The following is a 20,567-nucleotide window of genomic DNA, read 5'->3' on the forward strand; positions in this document are numbered from 1 at the left end:
ACCCGTCGTGACCCCCGACGTCTGGCTGCTGCTCGCGGTCGCGGCCGTCGTGGTGTTCCTGGCGCTGTGGTCGGGGTGGACGCTGACCCGGCTGCGCCGCCTGGAGGCGCGCGTCGACCGGGCCTGGACCGCCCTCGACACCCAGCTGCAGCGGCGCGCCGGGCTGGCCGCCGAGCTGACCCGCGACCACGCCGAGGCGGTGGGGGAGGAGCGGGCGGCCCGGCTGGCGCAGGCGGCCCGGGAGGCCCGCGGCCCGCGGGTCGGCGACCGGGAGCTCGCGGAGAACGCGCTCGGCCGCGAGCTGCGGGACCTACCGGACGACCTGCCCGGCGTCCCTCTGGCGTTGCGGGCCGACCTCGACGGCACCGCCACCCGGATCGGTCTGGCGCGGCGGTTCTACAACGACGCGGTGCGCGACACGCACCTGCTGCGCGGCCGCCGGCTGACGGCGCTGCTGCGGCTGCACGCCGCGCGCCCGCTGCCCCGCTTCTTCGACATCGAGGACGGCCTGCGCGAGGTCACCAGCAGCGCGGCGGGCGGAGGACGGCCGCGGCCCTGAGCGGCCGTACCATGATCGCGCCCGCTCCCGACCGAACCGAGGCAGCAACCGTGGCAGAGCACAGCACGACCGTCCCCACCACCGGCACCGAGGGCGTCAAGCGCGGCATGGCCGAGCAGCTCAAGGGCGGCGTGATCATGGACGTCGTCACTCCCGAGCAGGCGAAGATCGCCGAGGACGCCGGCGCGGTCGCCGTCATGGCCCTCGAGCGGGTGCCGGCCGACATCCGCGCGCAGGGCGGCATCGCCCGGATGAGCGACCCGGACATGATCGCCGGGATCATCGACGCGGTCTCCATCCCGGTCATGGCCAAGGCCCGGATCGGGCACTTCGTCGAGGCGCAGGTGCTGCAGAGCCTCGGGGTGGACTACATCGACGAGTCCGAGGTGCTCACCCCCGCCGACGAGGCCCACCACATCGCCAAGAGCGAGTTCACCGTGCCGTTCGTCTGCGGCGCCACCGACCTGGGCGAGGCGCTGCGGCGGATCGCCGAGGGCGCGGCGATGATCCGCTCCAAGGGCGAGGCCGGCACCGGCAACGTCGTCGAGGCGGTGCGGCACATGCGCGCCATCCGGGCCGGCATCCGGCGGCTGGCCACCCTGGACGCGACCGAGCTGTTCGTCGCGGCCAAGGAGCTGCGCGCCCCCTACGAGCTGGTCGCCGAGGTCGCCCGGCGGGGCAAGCTGCCGGTGGTGCTGTTCACCGCCGGCGGCATCGCCACCCCGGCGGACGCGGCGATGATGGTGCAGCTGGGCGCCGAGGGCGTGTTCGTCGGCTCGGGCATCTTCAAGTCCGGGAACCCGGCGCAACGGGCCGCGGCGATCGTGCAGGCCACCACCTTCTTCGACGACCCCGCCGTGATCGCGAAGGTGTCCCGCGGCCTGGGCGAGGCCATGGTCGGCATCAACGTCACCACGCTGCCCGAGTCCGAGCGGTACGCCACCCGCGGCTGGTGACCCCGCACCCGGTCCGGTCCGACCGCGCAGGGAGCGCCCCTACCCTCGCGGCGTGACCCTGGAGCGGGAGCGCACCACCGATCGGCAGGTCCCCGGCCGGCCCGGCCGCGTGGCCGGTGTCGACGTCGCCCGCGGGCTGGCGGTCCTGGGCATGTTCGGGGCGCACCTGGGCCGGACCGGGGACCTGGCGTGGGACCCCGCCACGTGGAGCGCGGTCGTCGACGGCCGGTCGTCGATCCTCTTCGCGACGCTCGCCGGCGTGTCACTCGCCCTGCTGTCCGGCGGCGCCGCCCCGGACACCGGCCGGGAGCTGTCCCGGGCCCGCACGCGCGTCCTCGTCCGGGCCGCCTGGGTGTTCGCCATCGGCGGTGTCCTGGAGCTGCTGGACACCTTCGTCGCGATCATCCTCGAGGTCTACGCGGTCCTCTTCGTGCTGGCGCTGCCGTTCCTGCGCTGGTCGCCGCGGCGGTTGCTGCTCGCGGCCGGGGTCGTCGCGCTGGCCGCTCCGCCGGTCGTCCTCGCCGTGGGCCGGTTCGCGACCGCCCGCGACGAGGAGGGCGGTCCGTTCGCCTGGCTGCTCGTCACCGGGCACTACCCGGCGGTCATCTGGCTGGCGTTCGTGCTGGTGGGGCTGGCGGTCGGCCGGCTCGACCTGCGCGCCGCCCGGGTGCGGGCGGGTCTGGTCACCGGCGGGGTGCTGGCCGCGGCGCTCGGGTACGGCGGCGGGTGGCTGAGCGCCCGGCTGGCCGGCCCCGGCCGGCGGTTCGCCGGGATGGAGGCGGGCTTCGGCCGCTCCGGCGAGTGGGAGACGGCCTGGTTCGCCGGGGCGGAGCCGCACAGCGGGACGCCGTTCGAGGTGGTCGGCTCCGCGGGTGTCGCGGTCGCGGTCCTCGGGCTGTGCCTGGTCCTCGCGGACCGGTTGCCGCGGGTGACCCTCCCGCTGGGGGCGGTGGGCGCGATGGCGCTGTCGGTCTACACCGCGCAGATCGTCGCGATCTGGGCACTGGGCGTCGACTCGTCCGACGACTGGGGGTCGTGGCTGTGGTTCACCGTCACCGCGCTGCTGCTGGCCACGGTGTGGCGGCTGCGGCTCGGCCGGGGCCCGCTGGAGCGGCTGCTGACCTGGAGCTCGCGCCGGGCGGCCGGGCCGTAGCCTGTCTCGTCGTGCCCGAGGTCCCCGTCATCGGTGTGCTCGCGCTGCAGGGCGACGTCCGCGAGCACCTGGCCGTGCTGTCCGCCCTGGGCGCCGAACCGGTGACCGTCCGCCGTCCGGAGGAGCTGGCCGCCGTCCACGGCCTGGTGCTCCCGGGCGGGGAGTCCACGACCATGGCCCGGCTGGCCGTCCGCTTCGGGCTGCTCGAACCGCTGCGCGCGGCGATCGCCGGCGGGCTGCCGTCCTACGGCTCCTGCGCGGGGATGATCATGCTCGCCGACCGGCTGCTCGACGCACCGCCGGACCAGGTGACCGTCGGCGGGCTCGACGTCACCGTGCGGCGCAACGCCTTCGGCCGCCAGGTGGACTCCTTCGAGTCCGAGGTCCGGTTCGAGGGCCTCGAGGGCGGCCCGGTGCACGCCGTGTTCATCCGGGCGCCGTGGGTGGAGGAGGCCGGCGCGGGCGTGCAGGTCCTCGGCCGGGTCGTCGGGGGACACGCCGACGGTAGGATCGTCGCCGTCCGCCAGGGCGACCTGGTGGCCACCAGCTTCCACCCCGAGCTGACGGGGGACCGCCGCGTGCACGCGTTGTTCGTCGACGTCGTCCGCAGCCACCTGGCCGAGGGGGCCGGCTCCGCAGCCGGGAACGAGAGGGGATTGCCGTGAGCGAGCTCGCGAGCTCACCGATGAGCACAGCAGCGGGGCCGCGAACGCGGCCGACGAGCGCCAGCGAGGAGGACTCGTGAGCGGCCACTCCAAGTGGGCGACGACGAAGCACAAGAAGGCCGCGATCGACGCCAAGCGCGGCAAGCTCTTCGCCAAGCTGATCAAGAACGTCGAGGTCGCGGCGCGGGTCGGCGGCGGTGACCCCGGCGGCAACCCGACGCTCTACGACGCCATCCAGAAGGCGAAGAAGTCCTCGGTCCCGAACGACAACATCGACCGCGCGGTCAAGCGCGGCGCGGGTCTCGAGGCCGGCGGGGCCGACTGGCAGACGATCATGTACGAGGGCTACGCGGCCGCCGGGGTGGCGGTGCTGGTCGAGTGCCTCACCGACAACCGCAACCGCGCCGCCTCCGAGGTGCGGACGGCGATGACCCGCAACGGCGGCTCGATGGCCGACCCGGGCTCGGTCTCCTACCTGTTCTCCCGCAAGGGCGTCGTCGTGGTGCCCAAGGCCGACGGCGTGGACGAGGACAGCGTCCTGATGGCCGTGCTCGACGCCGGCGCGGAGGAGGTCCGCGACCAGGGCGACTCGTTCGAGGTCATCAGCGAGCCGACGGACCTCGTCGCCGTCCGGACCGCGCTGCAGGACGCCGGGCTCGACTACGACTCGGCCGAGGCCGGGTTCGTGCCGAGCGTCACCGTCGAGCTCGACGAGGAGGCGGCGGGCAAGGTCTTCCGGCTCATCGACGCCCTCGAGGACTGCGACGACGTGCAGAACGTGTACGCGAACTACGACGTCTCCGACGAGGTGCTCGAGAAGGTCGGCTGAAGGACCTCCCCGCCCCCCACCCCTCGCAGCCTCGGGGTGGGACCGTGCAGGGAGGCCGTGGGCGTGTCGCGCCGTCTCGTCGTCCCGGACGGTTAGCGTGGGTCGAACACCAGTTCGGCTGACGGCGGGAGGCTCCTCCATGCGGGTGCTCGGCATCGACCCGGGCCTCACCCGGTGCGGGTGGGGCGTGGTCGACGGGCGGCCCGGCGCCCGTCCCACGGCGGTCGGCGTGGGCGTGGTCCGCACCGCCGCGGAGCTCGACCTCGAGCTGCGGCTGCTGGAGCTGCACACCGCGGTCACCGCTCTGCTGCGCGAGCACCGCCCCGACGTCGTGGCGATCGAGCGGGTGTTCACCCAGAACAACAAGGGCACCGCCACCGGCACCGCCCAGGCCGCCGGCGTCGCCGCGCTGGCCGCGGCGCAGGCCGACCGGCCGGTCGCCTGGCACACGCCCAGCGAGGTCAAGGCCGCCATCTCCGGCAGCGGCCGAGCCGACAAGGAGCAGGTCACCCTCATGGTCACCCGGGTGCTGGGGCTGTCGTCCCCGCCCAAGCCCGCCGACGCCGCGGACGCGCTGGCGCTGGCCGTCTGCCACGCCTGGCGCGGGCCTGCGCAGCAGCGGCTGCGGCACGCCGCGCTGGCCGGCGGGATCGGCGCCCCCGTGCGGTCGACGACCCTGCCCCGGTGGACGGGGGTGTCCCGGTGATCGCGAGCGTGAACGGCCGGGTCGCCGCCGTTTCCCCGGACGGCGCCGTGGTCGAGGTCGGCGGCGTCGGACTCGCGGTGCAGTGCACGCCGGGCACCATCGCCCGGCTGCAGGTGGGGGAGTCCGCCCGGCTGGCGACCAGCCTCGTCGTCCGCGAGGACTCGCTGACCCTCTACGGCTTCGCCGACGACGACGAGCGGCAGCTGTTCGAGCTGCTGCAGACGGCCAACGGCGTGGGGCCCCGGCTGGCGCAGGCGGTGCTGGCCATCCACCCGCCGCGGGAGGTCCGGCGCGCGGTGTCGATGGCCGACGTCAAGGCGCTCATGCAGGTGCCCGGCATCGGCAAGAAGGGCGCCGAGCGGCTGATCCTGGAACTGCGCGACCGGTTGGGTGCCACGACCACCGACACGCAGCTGGACGGCGCGGCCGCGCCCGCAGGCCTGCCGTCGGTCACCCCCGTCGCGCCGTGGCGCGACCAGCTCACCTCGGCCCTGGTCGGTCTGGGGTGGACCAGCAAGGAGGCCGAGACCGCGGTCGCCCAGCTGGCGCCGATCGCCGACGAGCAGGTCGCCGACACCGGCTCCGTCGAGGTGGCGGTGCTGCTGCGCCAGGCGCTCCGGCTGCTGGGTAGGCCGTGAGCGCCCCGTTCGACCGCGGCCTGTCCGCGGAGCCGGCCGAGGGGTCCACCCGTGACTACTCCGTCTCGGCGCAGGCCGGTGACGAGGAACGGGTCGTCGAGTCGGCCCTGCGGCCGCACTCGCTGGGCGACTTCATCGGCCAGCCCAAGGTCGCCCGCCAGCTGGAACTGGTGCTGGAGGGCGCCAAGCGGCGCGGCCGGCCGCCGGACCACGTGCTGCTGTCCGGCCCGCCCGGGCTGGGCAAGACCAGCCTCGCGCTGATCATCGGCGCCGAGCTGGGCACCTCGGTGAAGATCACCAGCGGTCCCGCGATCGAGCGCTCCGGTGACCTCGCCGCGATGCTGTCCAACCTGGGCCCCGGCGACGTCCTGTTCATCGACGAGATCCACCGGATCGCCCGGCCCGCCGAGGAACTGCTGTACATGGCGATGGAGGACTTCCGCGTCGACGTCGTGGTCGGCAAGGGGCCCGGCGCCACCGCCATCCCGCTGGACATCAACCCGTTCACGCTGGTCGGCGCCACCACCCGCGCCGGCCTGCTCACCGGTCCGCTGCGCGACCGGTTCGGCTTCGTCGGGCAGATGGAGTTCTACGAGCCGGCCGAGCTGCGGCGGGTGCTGGCCCGCAGCGCGTCGCTGCTGGGCGTGGAGCTGACCGAGGAGGGGTCCGCGGAGATCGCCGGGCGGTCCCGCGGCACGCCGCGCATCGCCAACCGGCTGCTGCGCCGGGTCCGCGACTACGCCGAGGTGCGGGCCGACGGCCGGGTCACCCGGGAGGTCGCCGAGGCGGCGCTGGCGCTCTACGACGTCGACCACCTGGGCCTCGACCGGCTCGACCGCGCCGTCCTGGAGGCGCTGGTGATGCGGTTCGGGGGCGGTCCGGTCGGCGTCGCGACGCTGGCGGTCGCGGTGGGGGAGGAGCCGCACACCGTCGAGGAGGTCTGCGAGCCGTTCCTCGTCCGCGCCGGCCTGCTGGCCCGGACGCCGCGGGGACGGGTCGCCACCGAGGCGGCCTGGCAGCACCTGGGCCAGCCGGTCCCCCGGGGCGGCATCCCCCTCGGGAGGGTCACGGTCGACCCACCGGCCCCCGGTTCGTCGTCAGAGACGCTGTTCGACGCATAGACTGCGGAGCGCTGGCGCGCAACTCGTCCGGCCGCGGCCGCGCGCGTCCTGCCCGGTCGCTGCACGCGGATGACGCGGCGCGCCACAGCCGCCGTACCCGAGCGGTCCCGTCCCGGGCCGCACCCACCGCGGAACGCCGCGCGGTAGAGAGGCACATCTGTCGTGGAGCAGTACTTCCCGCTCGTCCTCCTGGCCCTGGCCTTCGTCCTGCTCATCGTGCTGCCCGCCCGGCAGCGCAAGCGGGCGCAGGCCCAGGCCCAGGCGATGCAGGAGTCGCTGACCCCGGGCACCCCGGTCATGACGACCGCCGGGCTGCACGGCACGGTCGCCGCCCTGGGCGACACAACCGTCGACCTGGAGATCGCCCCGGGCGTGGTGGTCACCTTCGCGCGGCAGGCGATCCTCGAGGTCCGCCGGCCCGCCGTGGCCGGCCCGGCCGCCGACGGTCCCGCCGTCCCGGGGGACGACGCCAACGGCCCGGCCGACGGCGGTCCGGCCGACCGGGCGCACTGAGCCGGTAGCCCCCCGTGGCCCAGCGTCAGCTGCCCGCGCGCCGGTACTTCGGCGCGTTCGTGCTGATCATCGCCGTCCTCTACGGCCTGATCTTCCTCACCGGCGACACCCGCACCCCCCAGCTCGGGCTGGACCTGCGCGGTGGGACGACGGTCACCCTCTCCGCGCGCACCCCCGACGGGCAGGCCCCCGCTCCCGAGGACCTCGAGCTCGCCCGGCAGATCATCGAGCAGCGCGTCAACGGCCTCGGTGTGGCCGAGGCCGAGGTGGTCACCGAGGGCGACTCGAACATCGTCATCTCCGTCCCCGGGGACGACGGCGACCAGGCCCGCGAACTGGGGCAGACCGCGCAGCTGCGGTTCCGCCCGGTGGTCTCCGGTCCGGAGCCGGCCACCCCGGCCGCCGAGGACAGCGCCGCCCCCACCGACGGGACGACGCCCACCGACGCGGCTACACCGACCGACGGCGCCACGCCGACCGACAGCGCGGCCCCGACCGACTCCGCCGCCCCGACGGACGCAGCCACCCCCACCGACGGGGCGGTCGCCGACCCGTCGATCCCCGATCCGGACGCCCCGCCGGTGACCCAGGAGCAGGCGCAGGCGGCCTACGCCACCCTGACCTGCGACACCACCGACCCGGAGGCCGCCGTCGACCGGCCCGAGGACTTCGTCGCGGCCTGCTCGGAGGACGGCCAGTTCAAGTACCTGCTCGGCCCGGCGATCCTCGAGGGCACCGACATCGTCAACGCCCAGGCCGGCACCCAGCAGGCCACCGCCGAGTGGGTCGTGCTGCTGGACTTCAACTCCACCGGGCGCGAGACCTGGGCGACCTACACCGCCGCGAACATCGGCAAGAACGTCGCCTTCACCCTCGACGGCCGGGTCGTGTCGGCGCCCACCATCCAGGGCGCGATCAACGGGCAGACGACGATCACCGGGCAGTTCACGCAGCAGGAGGCCGAGCAGCTGGCCAACCAGCTGCGCTACGGCGCGCTGCCGCTGACCTTCACCCAGGCGACCGCGCAGTCGATCTCCACCGAGCTCGGTGAGGAGCAGCTGCAGGCCGGCCTGATCGCCGGCGCCATCGGCATCGCGCTGGTCTTCGTCTACGCGCTGGTCTACTACCGGCTCCTCGGCCTGGTGATGATCGCCAGCCTCGTCCTGTCGGCGGTGGTCGTCTACGCCGTCCTCGTGCTGCTCGGACGGCAGATCGGCTTCACCCTCAGCCTCGCGGGCATCGCCGGGTTCATCGTGTCGATCGGCATCACCGCGGACTCGTTCGTCGTCTACTTCGAGCGGCTGAAGGACGAGGTCCGCGAGGGCCGCACGCTGCGGTCGGCGGTGCCCCGCGCCTGGGTGCGGGCGCGGCGCACCATCCTCTCGGCCGACGCGGTGAGCTTCCTGGCCGCGGCGATCCTCTACGTGCTGGCCATCGGCGACGTGAAGGGCTTCGCCTTCACCCTCGGCATGTCGACGGTGCTCGACCTGGTCGTCGTCTTCCTCTTCACCCACCCGCTGATGGCGGTGCTGGCCCGCTTCCGGTCGTTCGGCAGCAGCCGGTTCTCCGGCCTGGGCCGCAGCCTCGACCGCCCGGACCGGCCCGCCGGGCGGCGCCCCTCCGCCCGGCGTGAGCTCGTCGGTGCCGGCAGCGGGTCCGCCGGCACCGCGCAGGACAGGAGCGACTCATGAGCGGCCGCGACCCCCGCCGCGAGGACGACGAGCTGCCCGTGGGCACCGCCGAGGACGAGACGCGCGACGCCGGCTCGGCCTCCGACGACGCCGCGGCCGCAGCCGACGACGCCGCCCTGGCCGACGCCGGCCTGCCCCGCGAGGGTGACTCCGCGATGGTGCGTCCCGCGCACCGGGCCTCGCTGGCGCACCGGCTCTACAACGGCGAGGCCGGGCTGGACGTCGTCGGCCGCAGCCGGCTGATCTACAAGGTCACCGCGGTCGTCGTGCTGCTGTGCATCGCGGCCATCGTCTTCCGCGGTTTCAACTTCGGCATCGACTTCGCCGGCGGCAACAGCTTCCGGCTGTCGGGCACCGAGGCGCAGCTCTCCGAGGTGCGGGAGGCGGCCGAGCAGGCGGGCGCCGACGTCGCCAGCGCCCAGGTGGTCGGCGGCGACACCGTCCTGCTGCGCACCGGCGCGCTGGACAACGACGCCGAGCGGGCCGTCGTCGACGCGGTCGCCGGCGCGGCCGGCATCGAGCCCTCGCAGGTCAGCCCCGAGGCCGTCAGCGCCGAGTGGGGCCGCGACATCACCGACCAGGCCCTCATCGCCCTCGCGGTCTTCTTCGTCGCGGTGGTGCTGTTCCTGGCCGTGCGGTTCCAGCCGAAGATGGCGATCGGCGCCATGGCCGCACTGGTGCACGACATCATCGTCACCGCGGGCGTCTACGCGCTGATCGGCTTCGAGGTCACCCCCTCGACGGTCATCGGGTTCCTCACGATCCTCGGGTTCTCCCTCTACGACACCGTCGTCGTCTTCGACAAGGTGGACGAGAACACCAAGGACCTCGCCAAGAGCGCGCGCATGACCTGGGGGGAGGCGGCCAACCTCGCGGTCAACCAGACCCTGATGCGGTCGATCAACACCTCGGTCATCGCGCTGCTGCCGGTGGCCGGCCTGCTGTTCGTCGGCGCCGGCCTGCTCGGCGTCGGCACGCTCAAGGACCTCGCCCTGGTCCTCTTCGTCGGCCTGGCGGCGGGCACGTACTCGTCGATCTTCCTGGCGACGCCGATCGTGGCCGACCTCAAGGAGCGCGAGCCGGAGGTCCAGGCGCTGCGCAAGCGGGTGCTCGCCCGGCGCGCGGCCCAGGCCCGGCAGGCCGGGACCACCGCGACCGCCGGCACCGCCCCGGTCGCCAGCGCCCGCCGCGCAGCGGGCACCGCCCGACGCAGCGGTGGGGTCGCCGTCGCCGAGCGCGAGACGGACCTCGGTCCGGCCGCGGCCGACGTCGTGGTCGAGTCGCCGGCGTCGGTGCGCCCGGACGCGCCGCGCACCGGCGGGACGTCGGCGCCGCGGCCGAGGGTCCGGCCGCAGCGGCCGGGCCGGCCCTCCGGGAAGAAGCGCCGGTGATCGCCGAGCCGGCCGCGGACCAGCCCCTCGACGAGGTGATCGCGGGGCTGACCGTCGACGTCCCCGACCACCCCCAGCCGGGCGTGCTGTTCCGGGACCTGACGCCGGTGTTCGCCGACGGCCCCGCGTTCCGACGGATGATCGACGGCCTCGCCACCCCGGCGCTGGCCGACCCCCGGGCCGCCGCGCACGGGGCCGGCGGGACCGACCCGGGCTTCGACGTCGTCGTGGGTGTCGAGGCGCGCGGCTTCCTGCTCGCCGCGGCGGTCGCCCTGGACGCCGGGGTGGGGGTGGTCCCGGTGCGCAAGGCGGGCAAGCTGCCCCGCGAGCGGGTGGCCGCCGAGTACGCGCTCGAGTACGGCACAGCCACCCTGGAGCTGCACACCGACTCCATCCGGCCGGGGCAGCGGGTGCTCCTCGTCGACGACGTCCTCGCCACCGGCGGGACGCTGGCCGCGGCGATCGCGCTGGTCGAGCAGCTCGGCGGCGTCGTCGTGGCCGTGTCGGTCGTCATCGAGCTGGCCGCCCTGGCCGGGCGGCAGCGGCTCGCGCCGCACACCGTCCACGCCCTCTGGGCCACCTGAGGGATGGCGGTCGCCTCCGCACGCGTCACCGGAGTGTCGGCCGACTAGCATGAGAGGGTCGTCCCTCCTCCGGCCTGCAGGAGTCGCCATGGGCCCCGACGCCGCCACCAACGTGGCTGCAGCGCGGGCTGACGCCCCGGCGCTCCCCGCCGGCACCGGAGCGGCCGCGCCGCCGGGTGAGGGGGACCGCCCGCCCCTGCCGAGCCGTCCGGTCGTCCGCCGTCCCGACGACGTCGTCCCCGAGCCGGCGGGGGAGCACGAGCCGGCGGGTGCGCCGCGCAGGCGGGTCCGCGACCGGCTGGCCCGCCGGATCGTCGCCGGACAGCGCAGCGGCGTGGTGCGGCCGGTCCTGGAGCCCCTGGCGGCGCTGCACCGGCAGAGCCACCCGAAGGCCGACCTGGCGCTGCTGCAGCGGGCCTACGACGTCGCCGAGACCGCGCACGCCACGCAGAAGCGCAAGAGCGGCGACCCGTACATCACCCACCCGCTGGCCGTGGCGACGATCCTCGCCGGCCTCGGCATGGACACCACGACGCTGGTGGCCGCGCTGCTGCACGACACGGTGGAGGACACCGGCCAGACCCTGGAGTCGATCACCGCGGCCTTCGGCCCCGAGGTCGCCCACCTGGTGGACGGCGTCACGAAGATCGACCGGGTCAAGCTCGGCGACGCGGCGCAGGCGGAGACGATCCGCAAGATGATCGTGGCGATGGCCCGCGACCCCCGGGTGCTGGTCATCAAGCTCGCCGACCGGCTGCACAACATGCGCACGCTGCGCTTCCTCCCGCCGGAGAAGCAGGAGAAGAAGGCGCGCGAGACGCTGGAGATCCTGGCCCCGCTGGCGCACCGGCTGGGCATGAACACGATCAAGTGGGAGCTCGAGGACCTCGCGTTCGCCACGCTCTACCCCAAGCGGTACGACGAGATCGTGCGGCTGGTCGCCGAGCGCGCGCCGTCCCGGGACACCTACCTGGCGGAGGTCACCGCGTCGGTGACCGAGCAGCTCAAGGCCGCCAAGATCGAGGCGGTCGTCACCGGCCGGCCCAAGCACTACTACTCGATCTACCAGAAGATGATCGTGCGGGGCCGCGACTTCGCCGACATCTGGGACCTCGTCGGCATCCGGATCCTGGTCGACACGGTCCGCGACTGCTACGCCGCGCTGGGCATCATGCACGCGCACTGGCAGCCGGTACCGGGCCGGTTCAAGGACTTCATCGCGATGCCGAAGTTCAACATGTACCAGTCGCTGCACACGACGGTGATCGGGCCGCAGGGCAAGCCGGTCGAGCTGCAGATCCGCACGCACGACATGCACCGCACCGCCGAGTACGGCATCGCCGCGCACTGGAAGTACAAGGAGAAGGCCAAGGCCGGCGGCAAGCCCGACGCCGGGAACTTCGGCGCGGCCAAGGCCGGCTCGCCCGACGACATGCTGTGGCTGCGCCAGCTGCTGGACTGGCAGCGCGAGGCGCAGGAGCCCGGCGAGTTCCTGGAGACGCTGCGCTACGACCTCGGTCCGCAGGAGGTCTTCGTCTTCACGCCCAAGGGCGACGTGGTCAGCCTGCCCGGCGACTCCACCCCCGTCGACTTCGCCTACGCCGTGCACACCGAGGTCGGGCACCGCTGCATCGGCGCCCGGGTCAACGGCGCCCTGGTCTCCCTCGACAGCAAGCTCACCAACGGCGACGTCGTGGAGATCTTCACGTCGAAGTCGCCCACCGCGGGCCCGTCGAAGGACTGGCTGGCGTTCGTCGGCTCCTCCCGGGCGCGCACGAAGATCCGGCAGTGGTTCACGAAGGAGCGCCGCGAGGACGCCGTCGAGGCCGGCAAGGAGGCGCTGGCCCGGGCGATGCGCAAGGCGGGGCTGCCGCTGCAGCGGCTGCTCGGCGGCGACGCGCTCTCGACCCTGGCCAAGGACCTCCGCCACGCCGACGTCACCGCGCTGTACGCGGCGGTGGGGGAGAACCAGATCTCGGCGTCCTCCGTCGTCGACAAGCTGATCACGGCCCTGGGGGGCACCGAGGGCGCGGTCGAGGACATCGCCGAGACCACCATCCCCATGCGGCGGCCGGCGCACCGGCGGCCCGCGGGCGGGGACCCGGGCATCGTCGTCCACGGGATGAGCGACGTCTGGGCCAAGCTCGCCAAGTGCTGCACCCCGGTGCCGGGGGACGACGTCCTCGGCTTCGTCACCCGGGGCGGCGGCGTGAGCGTCCACCGCCGCGACTGCACCAACGCCGCGGACCTCGAGCGCAAGCCCGAGCGCCTGGTGGAGGTGGAGTGGGCCAGCCAGCCCGGCTCGGTCTTCCTGGTGGCCATCCAGGTGGAGGCCCTCGACCGGCACCGGCTGCTCTCCGACGTCACCAAGGCGCTGGCCGACGAGCGGGTCAACATCCTGTCCGCGTCGGTGCAGACCAGCCGGGACCGCGTGGCGATCAGCCGGTTCACCTTCGAGCTGGCCGACCCGGCACACCTCGATGCGGTGCTGCAGACGGTGCGCAACGTGGAGGGCGTCTTCGACGTCGAGCGCGTCACTGCGTGACGACAGCCGCGGGAGCACCGCAGGGAGCGCCGGCGACCGAGGTCCACTCTCTCAGGCGGTGCGCGGGGCAGCGAGGAAGGCCGGGTTGTCGCAGGGGGCGCCGGGCTCCGGCGTGTTCTCGGGGTTGCCGGTCAGCAGCCGGGTGAACTCGCCCAGCCGGGGATCGTCGACGGCCCCGAGCCGGAGCGCGTGGTTCCACGCCTGCAGCGAGACGGCGGTGCCCAGCCCCGGGTACGGCGACATCATCAGCCCGTAGGCGCCCCGCACCGCGTCCGACAGGTCCGCCACGCCGTCCGCGCCCAGGAGGTCGGGGTCGTAGGTGATCCACACGGCGCCGTGCTCGAGGGAGTGGACGGCGTTCTCCGGGCGGATCGGCACGTCGTAGACGCTGCCGGTGCAGTCGGCCCACACCGGGTCGTGCGGACCGCCGACCGGCGGGCGCTCCGCGTGGTCGACGTCCCCCGGGACGTGCGGCTGGCCCGCCGCGTACTGCGCCACCCGGGTGCCGTCCAGGGTGACCGGCGGACCCGCCGGCTCCGGTGAGCCCTGGACGGCGGTGGTGCAGCCGGCGAGGACCGCGGTGGCGAGGACGGCGACCGAGCGGGCCGGCCCCATCAGGCGACGGTCATCGACGCGATGGTCACCGGCACCGTGGGGGCGCCATCACCTGGGCCGTTCGAGCCGTCGTTGCCGTTGGCGGCGATGGTGTCGAGCACCGCGAGGCCGGCCTCGTCGATGGTGCCCAGGACGGTGTAGTCCGGCGGCAGCTGGCTGTCGCCCCACACCAGGAAGAACTGGCTGCCGTCGAAGCCCTGCCCGCTGTTGGCCATCGCGACGGTGCCGCGTGGGTAGGTCTCGTCGCCGGTGACGTCCGTGGGGAACGTGTAGGTGGGTCCACCGGCGCCGGTCCCGGTGGGGTCGCCGCACTGCAGCACCTGCAGGCCGGCGCTGTCGACCTGCCGGTGGCACGGGGAGTCGTCGAAGAAGCCGCGCTCGGCCAGGTGCACCAGGCTGGCGGCCGCGCAGGGGGTGCGCTCCTGGTCGAGGGTGAGGGTGAGGTCGCCGAGGTCGGTCGACAAGACCAGGTCGGCGGTCCCCGCGGCGGGCACCTCGTCGGCCGGGGGGTCCACCTCGATGAGGTAGGGGTTGCCGGCGGGGTTGTCCGACCACGCGCAGGTGGTCACCTCGCCCGAGCCTGCCGGTCCACCGGTCCCCGACCCGCCGGGGGCGCCCGAGGACCCGGCCTCACCGGGGACGCTGTTCGAGCAGGCCCCCAGGGCCAGCACCGCCCCCGCGAGGCCGGCGACCGCCCGCAGCCTCACGCGGCGACCGTCAGGGACTCGATGCGGACCTCCTGGGTCGGCGCGCCGTCACCCGGGCCGTTCGAGCCGTCGTTGCCGTTGGCGGCGATGGTGTCGAGCACCGCGAGGCCGCCCTCGTCGATGGTGCCCAGGACGGTGTAGCTCGGCGGCAGCTGGCTGTCGCCCCACACCAGGAAGAACTGGCTGCCGTCGAAGCCCTGCCCGCTGTTGGCCATCGCGACGGTGCCGCGCGGGTAGGTCTCGTCGCCGGTGACCTGGGTGGGGAACTCGTAGGCCGGGCCGCCACGGCCGGTCCCGCTGGGGTCACCGCACTGCAGCACCTTGAGGCCCTCGCCGTCGGTCTCCCGGTGGCAGACGGTCCCGTCGAAGTAGCCCTGCTGGGCCAGGAAGGCCATGCTCGCCACGCCGCACGGGGCGTTGGCGTTGTCGAGGGTCAGCCCGATGGCGCCGAAGTTCGTCGTCATGGCGACCGGGGTGGTGCCCGTCGGGTTCACCTCCGTGGGCGGCGTCCCGGAGTCCGCCTCCAGGTCGGGGTTGCTCGAGGTGTCGGCCGGGGTCCAGTCGCACGTGCCGTCGCTGCCGTCGACGACGGCCGGGCTGGTGGGTGCGGCGCTGGTGGGGTCCGCGGCGGCGTTGTCGCTGTCGTCGCCGCCGACGCCGGTGATCAGCCAGACGGCGCCGATGACGATCAGCACCGCGACCGCGGTGACCCCGATGAGCAGGTTGCGGCGGCGCTTGCGGGCCAGCTCGGCACGGCGCTCGAGTTGGCGCTGCAGGCGTCGCTGGGCGGCCTGCCGGCGCTGCTTGTTGCTCGGCACGGGTGGTACTCCTCGGAACGGACGGGTGCTGCGGCGGGGCGCGGCGGTCGCACCGGAACGCGCGCCCGCGCACCGCTGGTCGATCCGCGATTCTAGGTGGCGAACCTGGCCGTCCCCTGACAGCCGGGAAGCCCCGGAGCGCCGACGGGGCCCCGCGTAACCTGCACGCGTGCTCATCCGCTCGTTCCCGGCCGGCGCGTTCGGCACGAACTGCTACGCGGTCGCGTCCGGTCCGCGGCGGGAGTGCGTGGTCGTCGATCCCGGGATGGACGCCGTCGAGCCGCTGGCGCGGGTACTCGCCGAGGACGGCCTCAAGCCGGTCGCGGTCGTGCTCACCCACGGCCACCTCGACCACACCTTCTCGGTGCTGCCGGTCTGCGACGGCTACGACATCCCCGCCTACCTGCACCCCGACGACTCCGGCATGCTCGCCGACCCGGTGCGCTGGCACGGTCCGCAGCTGGCCCCGCTGATCACCGGCGTGCGGCTGCCCGACCCGTCCGACGTGCGGTCCCTGGACGACGGCGCCGTCCTGTCGCTGGCCGGGGTGGAGCTGACCGTCCGGCACGCCCCCGGCCACACGCAGGGCTCGGTCGTCTTCTCGCTCGACCTCGGGGAGGCGCCCGGGCTGCTGGCCGGCGACGTGCTGTTCGCCGGGTCGGTCGGCCGGGTCGACCTGCCCGGCGGGTCGTGGGAGGCGATGCTGCGCTCCCTGCGCGACGTCGTCCTGCCGCTGGACGACGAGACGGTCGTCCTGCCCGGGCACGGGCCGGCGACGACCATCGGGCGGGAGCGGGCGACGAACCCGTACCTGGCCGAGGCCGCCGCGGGGACGGGCCCGGTCCCCAGGGGAAGAGGACTGTGACCAGCGAGATCATGCGGGCGCCGAAGGGCACCTTCGACACCCTCCCGCCGGAGTCGGCGCGCTTCCTGGCCGTCCGCGACGCGCTCACCGCACCGCTCCGGCGGGCCGGGTACGGCTACGTCGAGACACCCGTGTTCGAGGACACCGCCGTCTTCTCCCGCGGGGTGGGCGAGTCCACCGACGTCGTGACGAAGGAGATGTACACCTTCGACGACCGCGGCGGCCGCTCGCTGACCCTGCGCCCCGAGCTCACCGCCGGGCTGATGCGGGCCTTCATCGAGCACCGGCTGCACACCGGCGCCCTGCCGGTCAAGCTGTGGACCGTCGGGTCGGCGTTCCGGTACGAGCGTCCCCAGGCCGGCCGGTACCGGCACTTCACGCAGGTCGACATGGAGGCCCTCGGCGTCGACGACCCGGCGCTGGACGCCGAGGTCGTCGCCCTCGGCGTGCAGGGCTTCCGCGACCTGGGGCTGACCGACTTCGAGCTGCTGCTCACCTCGCTGGGTGACGACACCTGCCGCCCGCAGTACCGAGAGAAGCTGGTCGCCTTCCTGGCGGGGCTCGACCTCGACGAGGACACCCGCCGCCGCGCGGAGATCAACCCGCTGCGGGTGCTCGACGACAAGCGGCCCGAGGTGCAGGCGCAGCTCCACGACGCGCCGGTCATGGTCGACCACCTGTCGGACTCGGCGAAGGCCCACTACGACGCCGTCCGCCAGCACCTGACCGACCTCGGCGTGACCTGGACCGAGGCGCCGAAGCTGGTCCGCGGGCTGGACTACTACACGAAGACGACGTTCGAGTTCGTGCACAACGGGCTGGGCGCCCAGTCGGCGATCGGGGGCGGCGGGCGCTACGACGGGCTGTCCGCGGCGCTCGGCGGCCCGGACCTGTCCGGCATCGGCTACGCCGTGGGGGTGGACCGCACGCTGCTGGCGGTGCAGGCCGAGGGGCTCGACGTGGGCGCGCAGCCGGGCGTGCAGGCGTTCGTCGTCCCGCTGGGGGCGCAGGCCAAGCGGCTGGCGGTGGAGCTGGTGGGGCGGCTGCGGCAGGCCGGGGTCTCGGCCGACACCGTCTACGGCGACCGCGGGCTCAAGGGCGCGATGAAGGCCGCCGACCGCTCGGGGGCCTCGCACGTGGTGGTCATCGGTGAGCGCGACCTGGCGGAGGGCGTCGGCCAGCTCAAGGACATGCGCACGGGCGAGCAGCGGGCCGTTCCGGTGGGCGAGCTGTTCGAGACCGTGCGTGCGACGGTGGGGGAGTGACGAGCATGGAGCAGCGACCGCTCGGGCGGACGGGGGCCGACGTCGGCGTCGTCGGCCTGGGCACCTGGCAGCTGGGCGGCGACTGGGGGGACGTCGACGACGACACCGCCGCCGAGGTCCTCGACGCCGCCCTCGACGCGGGCGTCACCCTGCTCGACACCGCCGACGTCTACGGCGACGGGCGCTCCGAGCAGCGCATCCGCCAGGCGCTGGCGCCGCGGTCGGAGCGGCCCTTCGTGGCCACCAAGGCCGGCCGCCGCGCCGACCCGTTCGAGGCCGCGCAGTACACACCGGAGAACCTGCGCGCCTGGGTCGACCGCTCCCGCCGCAACCTCGGCGTCGAGACCCTCGACCTGGTGCAGCTGCACTGCCCGCCGACGGCGGTCTACCGCGACCAGCGGGTCTACGACACCCTCGACGTGCTGGTGGCGGAGCAGGCGATCGCCGCGTACGGCGTCTCCGTGGAGACCGTGGCCGAGGGGCTGACCGCGCTGGAGCACCCCGGCGTCCAGACGATCCAGGTCATCCTCAACGTCTTCCGGCGCAAGCCGCTGGAGGAGCTGCTGCCGGCCGCGGTGGAGGCCGGCGTCGGCGTCCTGGCCCGGGTGCCGCTGGCCAGCGGCCTGCTCACCGGCAAGTACGACGAGTCGACGACCTTCCCGGCCGACGACCACCGCACCTTCAACCGGCACGGCGAGGCCTTCGACGTCGGCGAGACCTTTTCCGGCGTGCCGTTCGAGGTCGGCGTCGCCGCCGCCCGCGAGGTCGCCGAGATCGCCGGCGACGCGCCGACAGCGGCGTTCGCCCTGCGCTGGGTCATCGACCAGCCCGGGGTCACCACCGTCATCCCGGGCGCCCGCACCGTGGCCCAGGTCCGCGGCAACGTCGCCGCCGCCTCGCTCCCGTCCCTGACCGACACCCAGCTCACCGACCTCGAGCGCGTGTACGACGAGCGCATCCGCGCCCACGTGCACGACCGCTGGTGACCCCCTCCCCGGAAAGGCACTGAAGTGCTCCGCACCCACGACGCCGGCACGCTGCGCGCGTCCGACGCCGGTTCCACCGTCACCCTCGCCGGCTGGGTCGCCCGCCGCCGTGACCACGGCGGCGTGGTCTTCCTCGACGTGCGCGACGCCTCGGGGTACGTCCAGGTCGTCGTCCGCGAGGAGGAGGCCCACCACCTCCGCAACGAGTTCTGCGTGCTGGTCACCGGCGAGGTGCGCCGGCGGCCGGAGGGCAACGAGAACCCGGAGCTGCCGACCGGCGAGATCGAGGTCGCGGCCGCCGAGCTGCGCGTGCTCAGCCCGTCGGCACCGCTGCCGTTCCCGATCGAGACCGACCAGGCGGCCAGCGACGACGTCCGCTACAAGTACCGCTACCTCGACCTGCGCCGGCAGAGCGCCGCGCGGACCCTGCGGCTGCGCAGCGAGGTCAACCGGGTGGCCCGCGGCGTCATGGCGCAGCACGGCTTCGTCGAGGTCGAGACGCCGAACCTGACCCGCTCCACGCCCGAGGGGGCGCGCGACTTCGTCATCCCGGTCCGGCTGCAGCCAGGCAAGTGGTACGCCCTGCCGCAGTCCCCGCAGCTGTTCAAGCAGCTGCTCATGATCGGCGGGCTGGAGCGCTACTACCAGATCGCCCGCTGCTTCCGGGACGAGGACTTCCGCGCCGACCGGCAGCCGGAGTTCACCCAGCTGGACTTCGAGATGAGCTTCGTCGAGCGGGACGACGTCCTGGCCGTCATCGAGGACGTCGTCCGGGCGCTGTGGCGGGAGCTCGCCGGCCACGACGTGGGCGAGGTCCCGCGGATGAGCTACCGCGAGGCGATGGACCGCTTCGGCTCGGACAAGCCCGACCTGCGGTTCGGCCTCGAGCTCACCGAGCTGACCTCCTACTTCGCCGAGACACCGTTCCGCGTCTTCCAGGCGCCCTACGTGGGTGCCCTGGTCATGCCTGGCGGCGGGTCGCAGCCGCGACGGGCCTTCGACGCCTGGCAGGACTGGGCGAAGTCCCGCGGCGCGCGGGGACTGGCCTACGTGACCATCGCCGAGGACGGCACCCTCGGCGGCCCGGTCGCCAAGAACATCTCCGACCGCGAGCGCGAGGGCCTGGTCGCCGCGGTCGGGGCACAGCCCGGCGACTGCGTCTTCTTCGCCGCCGGCCAGCGGCGTCCCTCGCAGGAGCTGCTCGGCGCGGCGCGCAACGAGATCGCCCGCCGGCTGGAGCTCGTCGAGCCGGGCTCGTGGTCGTTCCTCTTCGTCGTCGACTTCCCGATGTTCGAGGAGACCGAGGACGGCGAGTGGACGTTCATGCACCACCCGTTCACCTCGCCCACGCCGGAGTGGCGGGAGCGGTTCGCCGAGGACAGGGCCGGCGCCCTCTCCGACGCCTACGACCTGGTGGTCAACGGCAACGAGCTGGCCAGCGGCTCGGTCCGCATCGCCGACCCCGAGCTGCAGGAGCGGGTGTTCGAGACGCTCGGCATGTCGCGGGAGGAGGCCCGGGAGCGGTTCGGCTTCTTCCTGGAGGCCTTCGCCTACGGCCCGCCGCCGCACGCCGGTGCCGCCCTCGGCTGGGACCGGCTGACCGCCCTGCTCGCGGGTGTGGACTCCATCCGCGAGGTGATCGCCTTCCCGAAGACCGGCGCCGGGTACGACCCGCTCACCGGTGCGCCGACGCCGATCACCGAGGCGCAGCGCAAGGAGGCGGGCATCGACGTCGCGCCCGAGGAGCCGCCGCTGCCGGACGAGCCCGGCGCCCCCGGGCCGACGTCGACCTCCGTGACCATCCGCCCCTGAGCACCCGGTGGGGGGGGGGGGGGGGGGGGGGGGGGGGGGGGGGGGGGGGGGGGGGGGGGGGGGGGGGGGGGGGGCGGGGGCGCGGCGCGGGGCCGGGGGGCCTCCCCCCCGACCTCAGACTGCCTGAGGCCCCGCCCGACAGAAGACC

20 protein-coding genes are annotated in these 20,567 nt (G+C 74.4%); 17 read left to right on the forward strand and 3 right to left on the reverse strand.

Annotated elements, in window-relative coordinates; all coding sequences use genetic code 11:
* Window positions 1-7 precede the first annotated feature (7 nt).
* The 13 genes from ACI782_RS17020 to ACI782_RS17080 all read left to right on the forward strand — a co-directional run bounded on the left by ACI782_RS17020 (window position 8) and on the right by ACI782_RS17080 (window position 13,351).
* The gene (locus ACI782_RS17020; protein ID WP_456911253.1) at window positions 8-559 is read left to right on the forward strand and encodes a hypothetical protein; all 552 of its coding nucleotides are present in this window, start codon (window positions 8-10) and stop codon (window positions 557-559) included.
* Window positions 560-609: 50 nt separating this feature from the next.
* Window positions 610-1,515: a pyridoxal 5'-phosphate synthase lyase subunit PdxS gene (gene pdxS / locus ACI782_RS17025; protein WP_456911254.1), complete on the forward strand. Its 906-nt coding sequence runs from the start codon at window positions 610-612 to the stop codon at window positions 1,513-1,515.
* Window positions 1,516-1,567: 52 nt separating this feature from the next.
* The gene (locus ACI782_RS17030; RefSeq protein WP_456911255.1) at window positions 1,568-2,668 is read left to right on the forward strand and encodes a heparan-alpha-glucosaminide N-acetyltransferase domain-containing protein; all 1,101 of its coding nucleotides are present in this window, start codon (window positions 1,568-1,570) and stop codon (window positions 2,666-2,668) included.
* A gap of 11 nt (window positions 2,669-2,679) precedes the next feature.
* Complete coding sequence (gene pdxT, locus ACI782_RS17035) at window positions 2,680-3,333, forward strand: pyridoxal 5'-phosphate synthase glutaminase subunit PdxT (RefSeq protein ID WP_456911256.1); 654 nt, start codon at window positions 2,680-2,682, stop codon at window positions 3,331-3,333.
* A gap of 76 nt (window positions 3,334-3,409) precedes the next feature.
* Window positions 3,410-4,162: a YebC/PmpR family DNA-binding transcriptional regulator gene (locus ACI782_RS17040; RefSeq protein ID WP_456911257.1), complete on the forward strand. Its 753-nt coding sequence runs from the start codon at window positions 3,410-3,412 to the stop codon at window positions 4,160-4,162.
* 139 nt (window positions 4,163-4,301) lie between these two features.
* Window positions 4,302-4,868, forward strand: coding sequence for a crossover junction endodeoxyribonuclease RuvC (gene ruvC / locus ACI782_RS17045; RefSeq protein WP_456911258.1), 567 nt, complete (start codon window positions 4,302-4,304; stop codon window positions 4,866-4,868).
* Entirely contained in the window at window positions 4,865-5,506 is a 642-nt protein-coding gene (gene ruvA, locus ACI782_RS17050) for a Holliday junction branch migration protein RuvA (protein WP_456911259.1), read from the forward strand. The genes ruvC and ruvA overlap by 4 nt, the downstream gene beginning before the upstream one ends.
* Entirely contained in the window at window positions 5,503-6,627 is a 1,125-nt protein-coding gene (gene ruvB / locus ACI782_RS17055; RefSeq protein WP_456911260.1) for a Holliday junction branch migration DNA helicase RuvB, read from the forward strand. The genes ruvA and ruvB overlap by 4 nt, the downstream gene beginning before the upstream one ends.
* Before the next feature lie 162 nt (window positions 6,628-6,789).
* Window positions 6,790-7,140, forward strand: coding sequence for a preprotein translocase subunit YajC (gene yajC / locus ACI782_RS17060; RefSeq protein WP_456911261.1), 351 nt, complete (start codon window positions 6,790-6,792; stop codon window positions 7,138-7,140).
* A gap of 14 nt (window positions 7,141-7,154) precedes the next feature.
* Window positions 7,155-8,831, forward strand: a complete 1,677-nt coding sequence (gene secD / locus ACI782_RS17065) for a protein translocase subunit SecD (RefSeq protein WP_456911262.1) — start codon at window positions 7,155-7,157, stop codon at window positions 8,829-8,831.
* Complete coding sequence (gene secF, locus ACI782_RS17070; RefSeq protein WP_456911263.1) at window positions 8,828-10,222, forward strand: protein translocase subunit SecF; 1,395 nt, start codon at window positions 8,828-8,830, stop codon at window positions 10,220-10,222. The genes secD and secF overlap by 4 nt, the downstream gene beginning before the upstream one ends.
* Window positions 10,219-10,806, forward strand: coding sequence for an adenine phosphoribosyltransferase (locus ACI782_RS17075; protein ID WP_456911264.1), 588 nt, complete (start codon window positions 10,219-10,221; stop codon window positions 10,804-10,806). The genes secF and ACI782_RS17075 overlap by 4 nt, the downstream gene beginning before the upstream one ends.
* Before the next feature lie 88 nt (window positions 10,807-10,894).
* Window positions 10,895-13,351: a RelA/SpoT family protein gene (locus tag ACI782_RS17080; protein ID WP_456911265.1), complete on the forward strand. Its 2,457-nt coding sequence runs from the start codon at window positions 10,895-10,897 to the stop codon at window positions 13,349-13,351.
* A gap of 51 nt (window positions 13,352-13,402) precedes the next feature.
* On the opposite strand, the gene ACI782_RS17085 is transcribed toward ACI782_RS17080, so the two are convergent.
* The 3 genes from ACI782_RS17085 to ACI782_RS17095 are packed head-to-tail and all read right to left on the reverse strand — an operon-like array spanning window position 13,403 to window position 15,491.
* Window positions 13,403-13,966, reverse strand: a complete 564-nt coding sequence (locus ACI782_RS17085; protein ID WP_456911266.1) for a DUF3105 domain-containing protein — start codon at window positions 13,964-13,966, stop codon at window positions 13,403-13,405.
* A complete protein-coding gene (locus ACI782_RS17090) occupies window positions 13,966-14,673 on the reverse strand; it encodes a peptidylprolyl isomerase (protein WP_456911267.1) in 708 nt (235 codons plus the stop codon). Before ACI782_RS17090 ends, ACI782_RS17085 begins: the two co-directional genes overlap by 1 nt.
* Window positions 14,670-15,491 (reverse strand): peptidylprolyl isomerase, encoded by an 822-nt coding sequence (locus ACI782_RS17095; protein WP_456911268.1) that lies wholly within the window; start codon window positions 15,489-15,491, stop codon window positions 14,670-14,672. Before ACI782_RS17095 ends, ACI782_RS17090 begins: the two co-directional genes overlap by 4 nt.
* Before the next feature lie 169 nt (window positions 15,492-15,660).
* Between ACI782_RS17095 and ACI782_RS17100 the strand changes: the two genes are divergently transcribed.
* The 4 genes from ACI782_RS17100 to aspS are packed head-to-tail and all read left to right on the forward strand — an operon-like array spanning window position 15,661 to window position 20,419.
* Window positions 15,661-16,356 (forward strand): MBL fold metallo-hydrolase, encoded by a 696-nt coding sequence (locus ACI782_RS17100; RefSeq protein ID WP_456911269.1) that lies wholly within the window; start codon window positions 15,661-15,663, stop codon window positions 16,354-16,356.
* Window positions 16,353-17,621, forward strand: coding sequence for a histidine--tRNA ligase (gene hisS, locus ACI782_RS17105; protein WP_456911270.1), 1,269 nt, complete (start codon window positions 16,353-16,355; stop codon window positions 17,619-17,621). Before ACI782_RS17100 ends, hisS begins: the two co-directional genes overlap by 4 nt.
* Before the next feature lie 5 nt (window positions 17,622-17,626).
* A complete protein-coding gene (locus tag ACI782_RS17110; RefSeq protein WP_456911271.1) occupies window positions 17,627-18,607 on the forward strand; it encodes an aldo/keto reductase in 981 nt (326 codons plus the stop codon).
* Between the two features lie 24 nt (window positions 18,608-18,631).
* Complete coding sequence (aspS, locus tag ACI782_RS17115; protein ID WP_456911272.1) at window positions 18,632-20,419, forward strand: aspartate--tRNA ligase; 1,788 nt, start codon at window positions 18,632-18,634, stop codon at window positions 20,417-20,419.
* The last annotated feature ends 148 nt before the right edge of the window (window positions 20,420-20,567 follow it).

It is taken from the genome of Geodermatophilus sp. SYSU D00703, assembly GCF_054050155.1.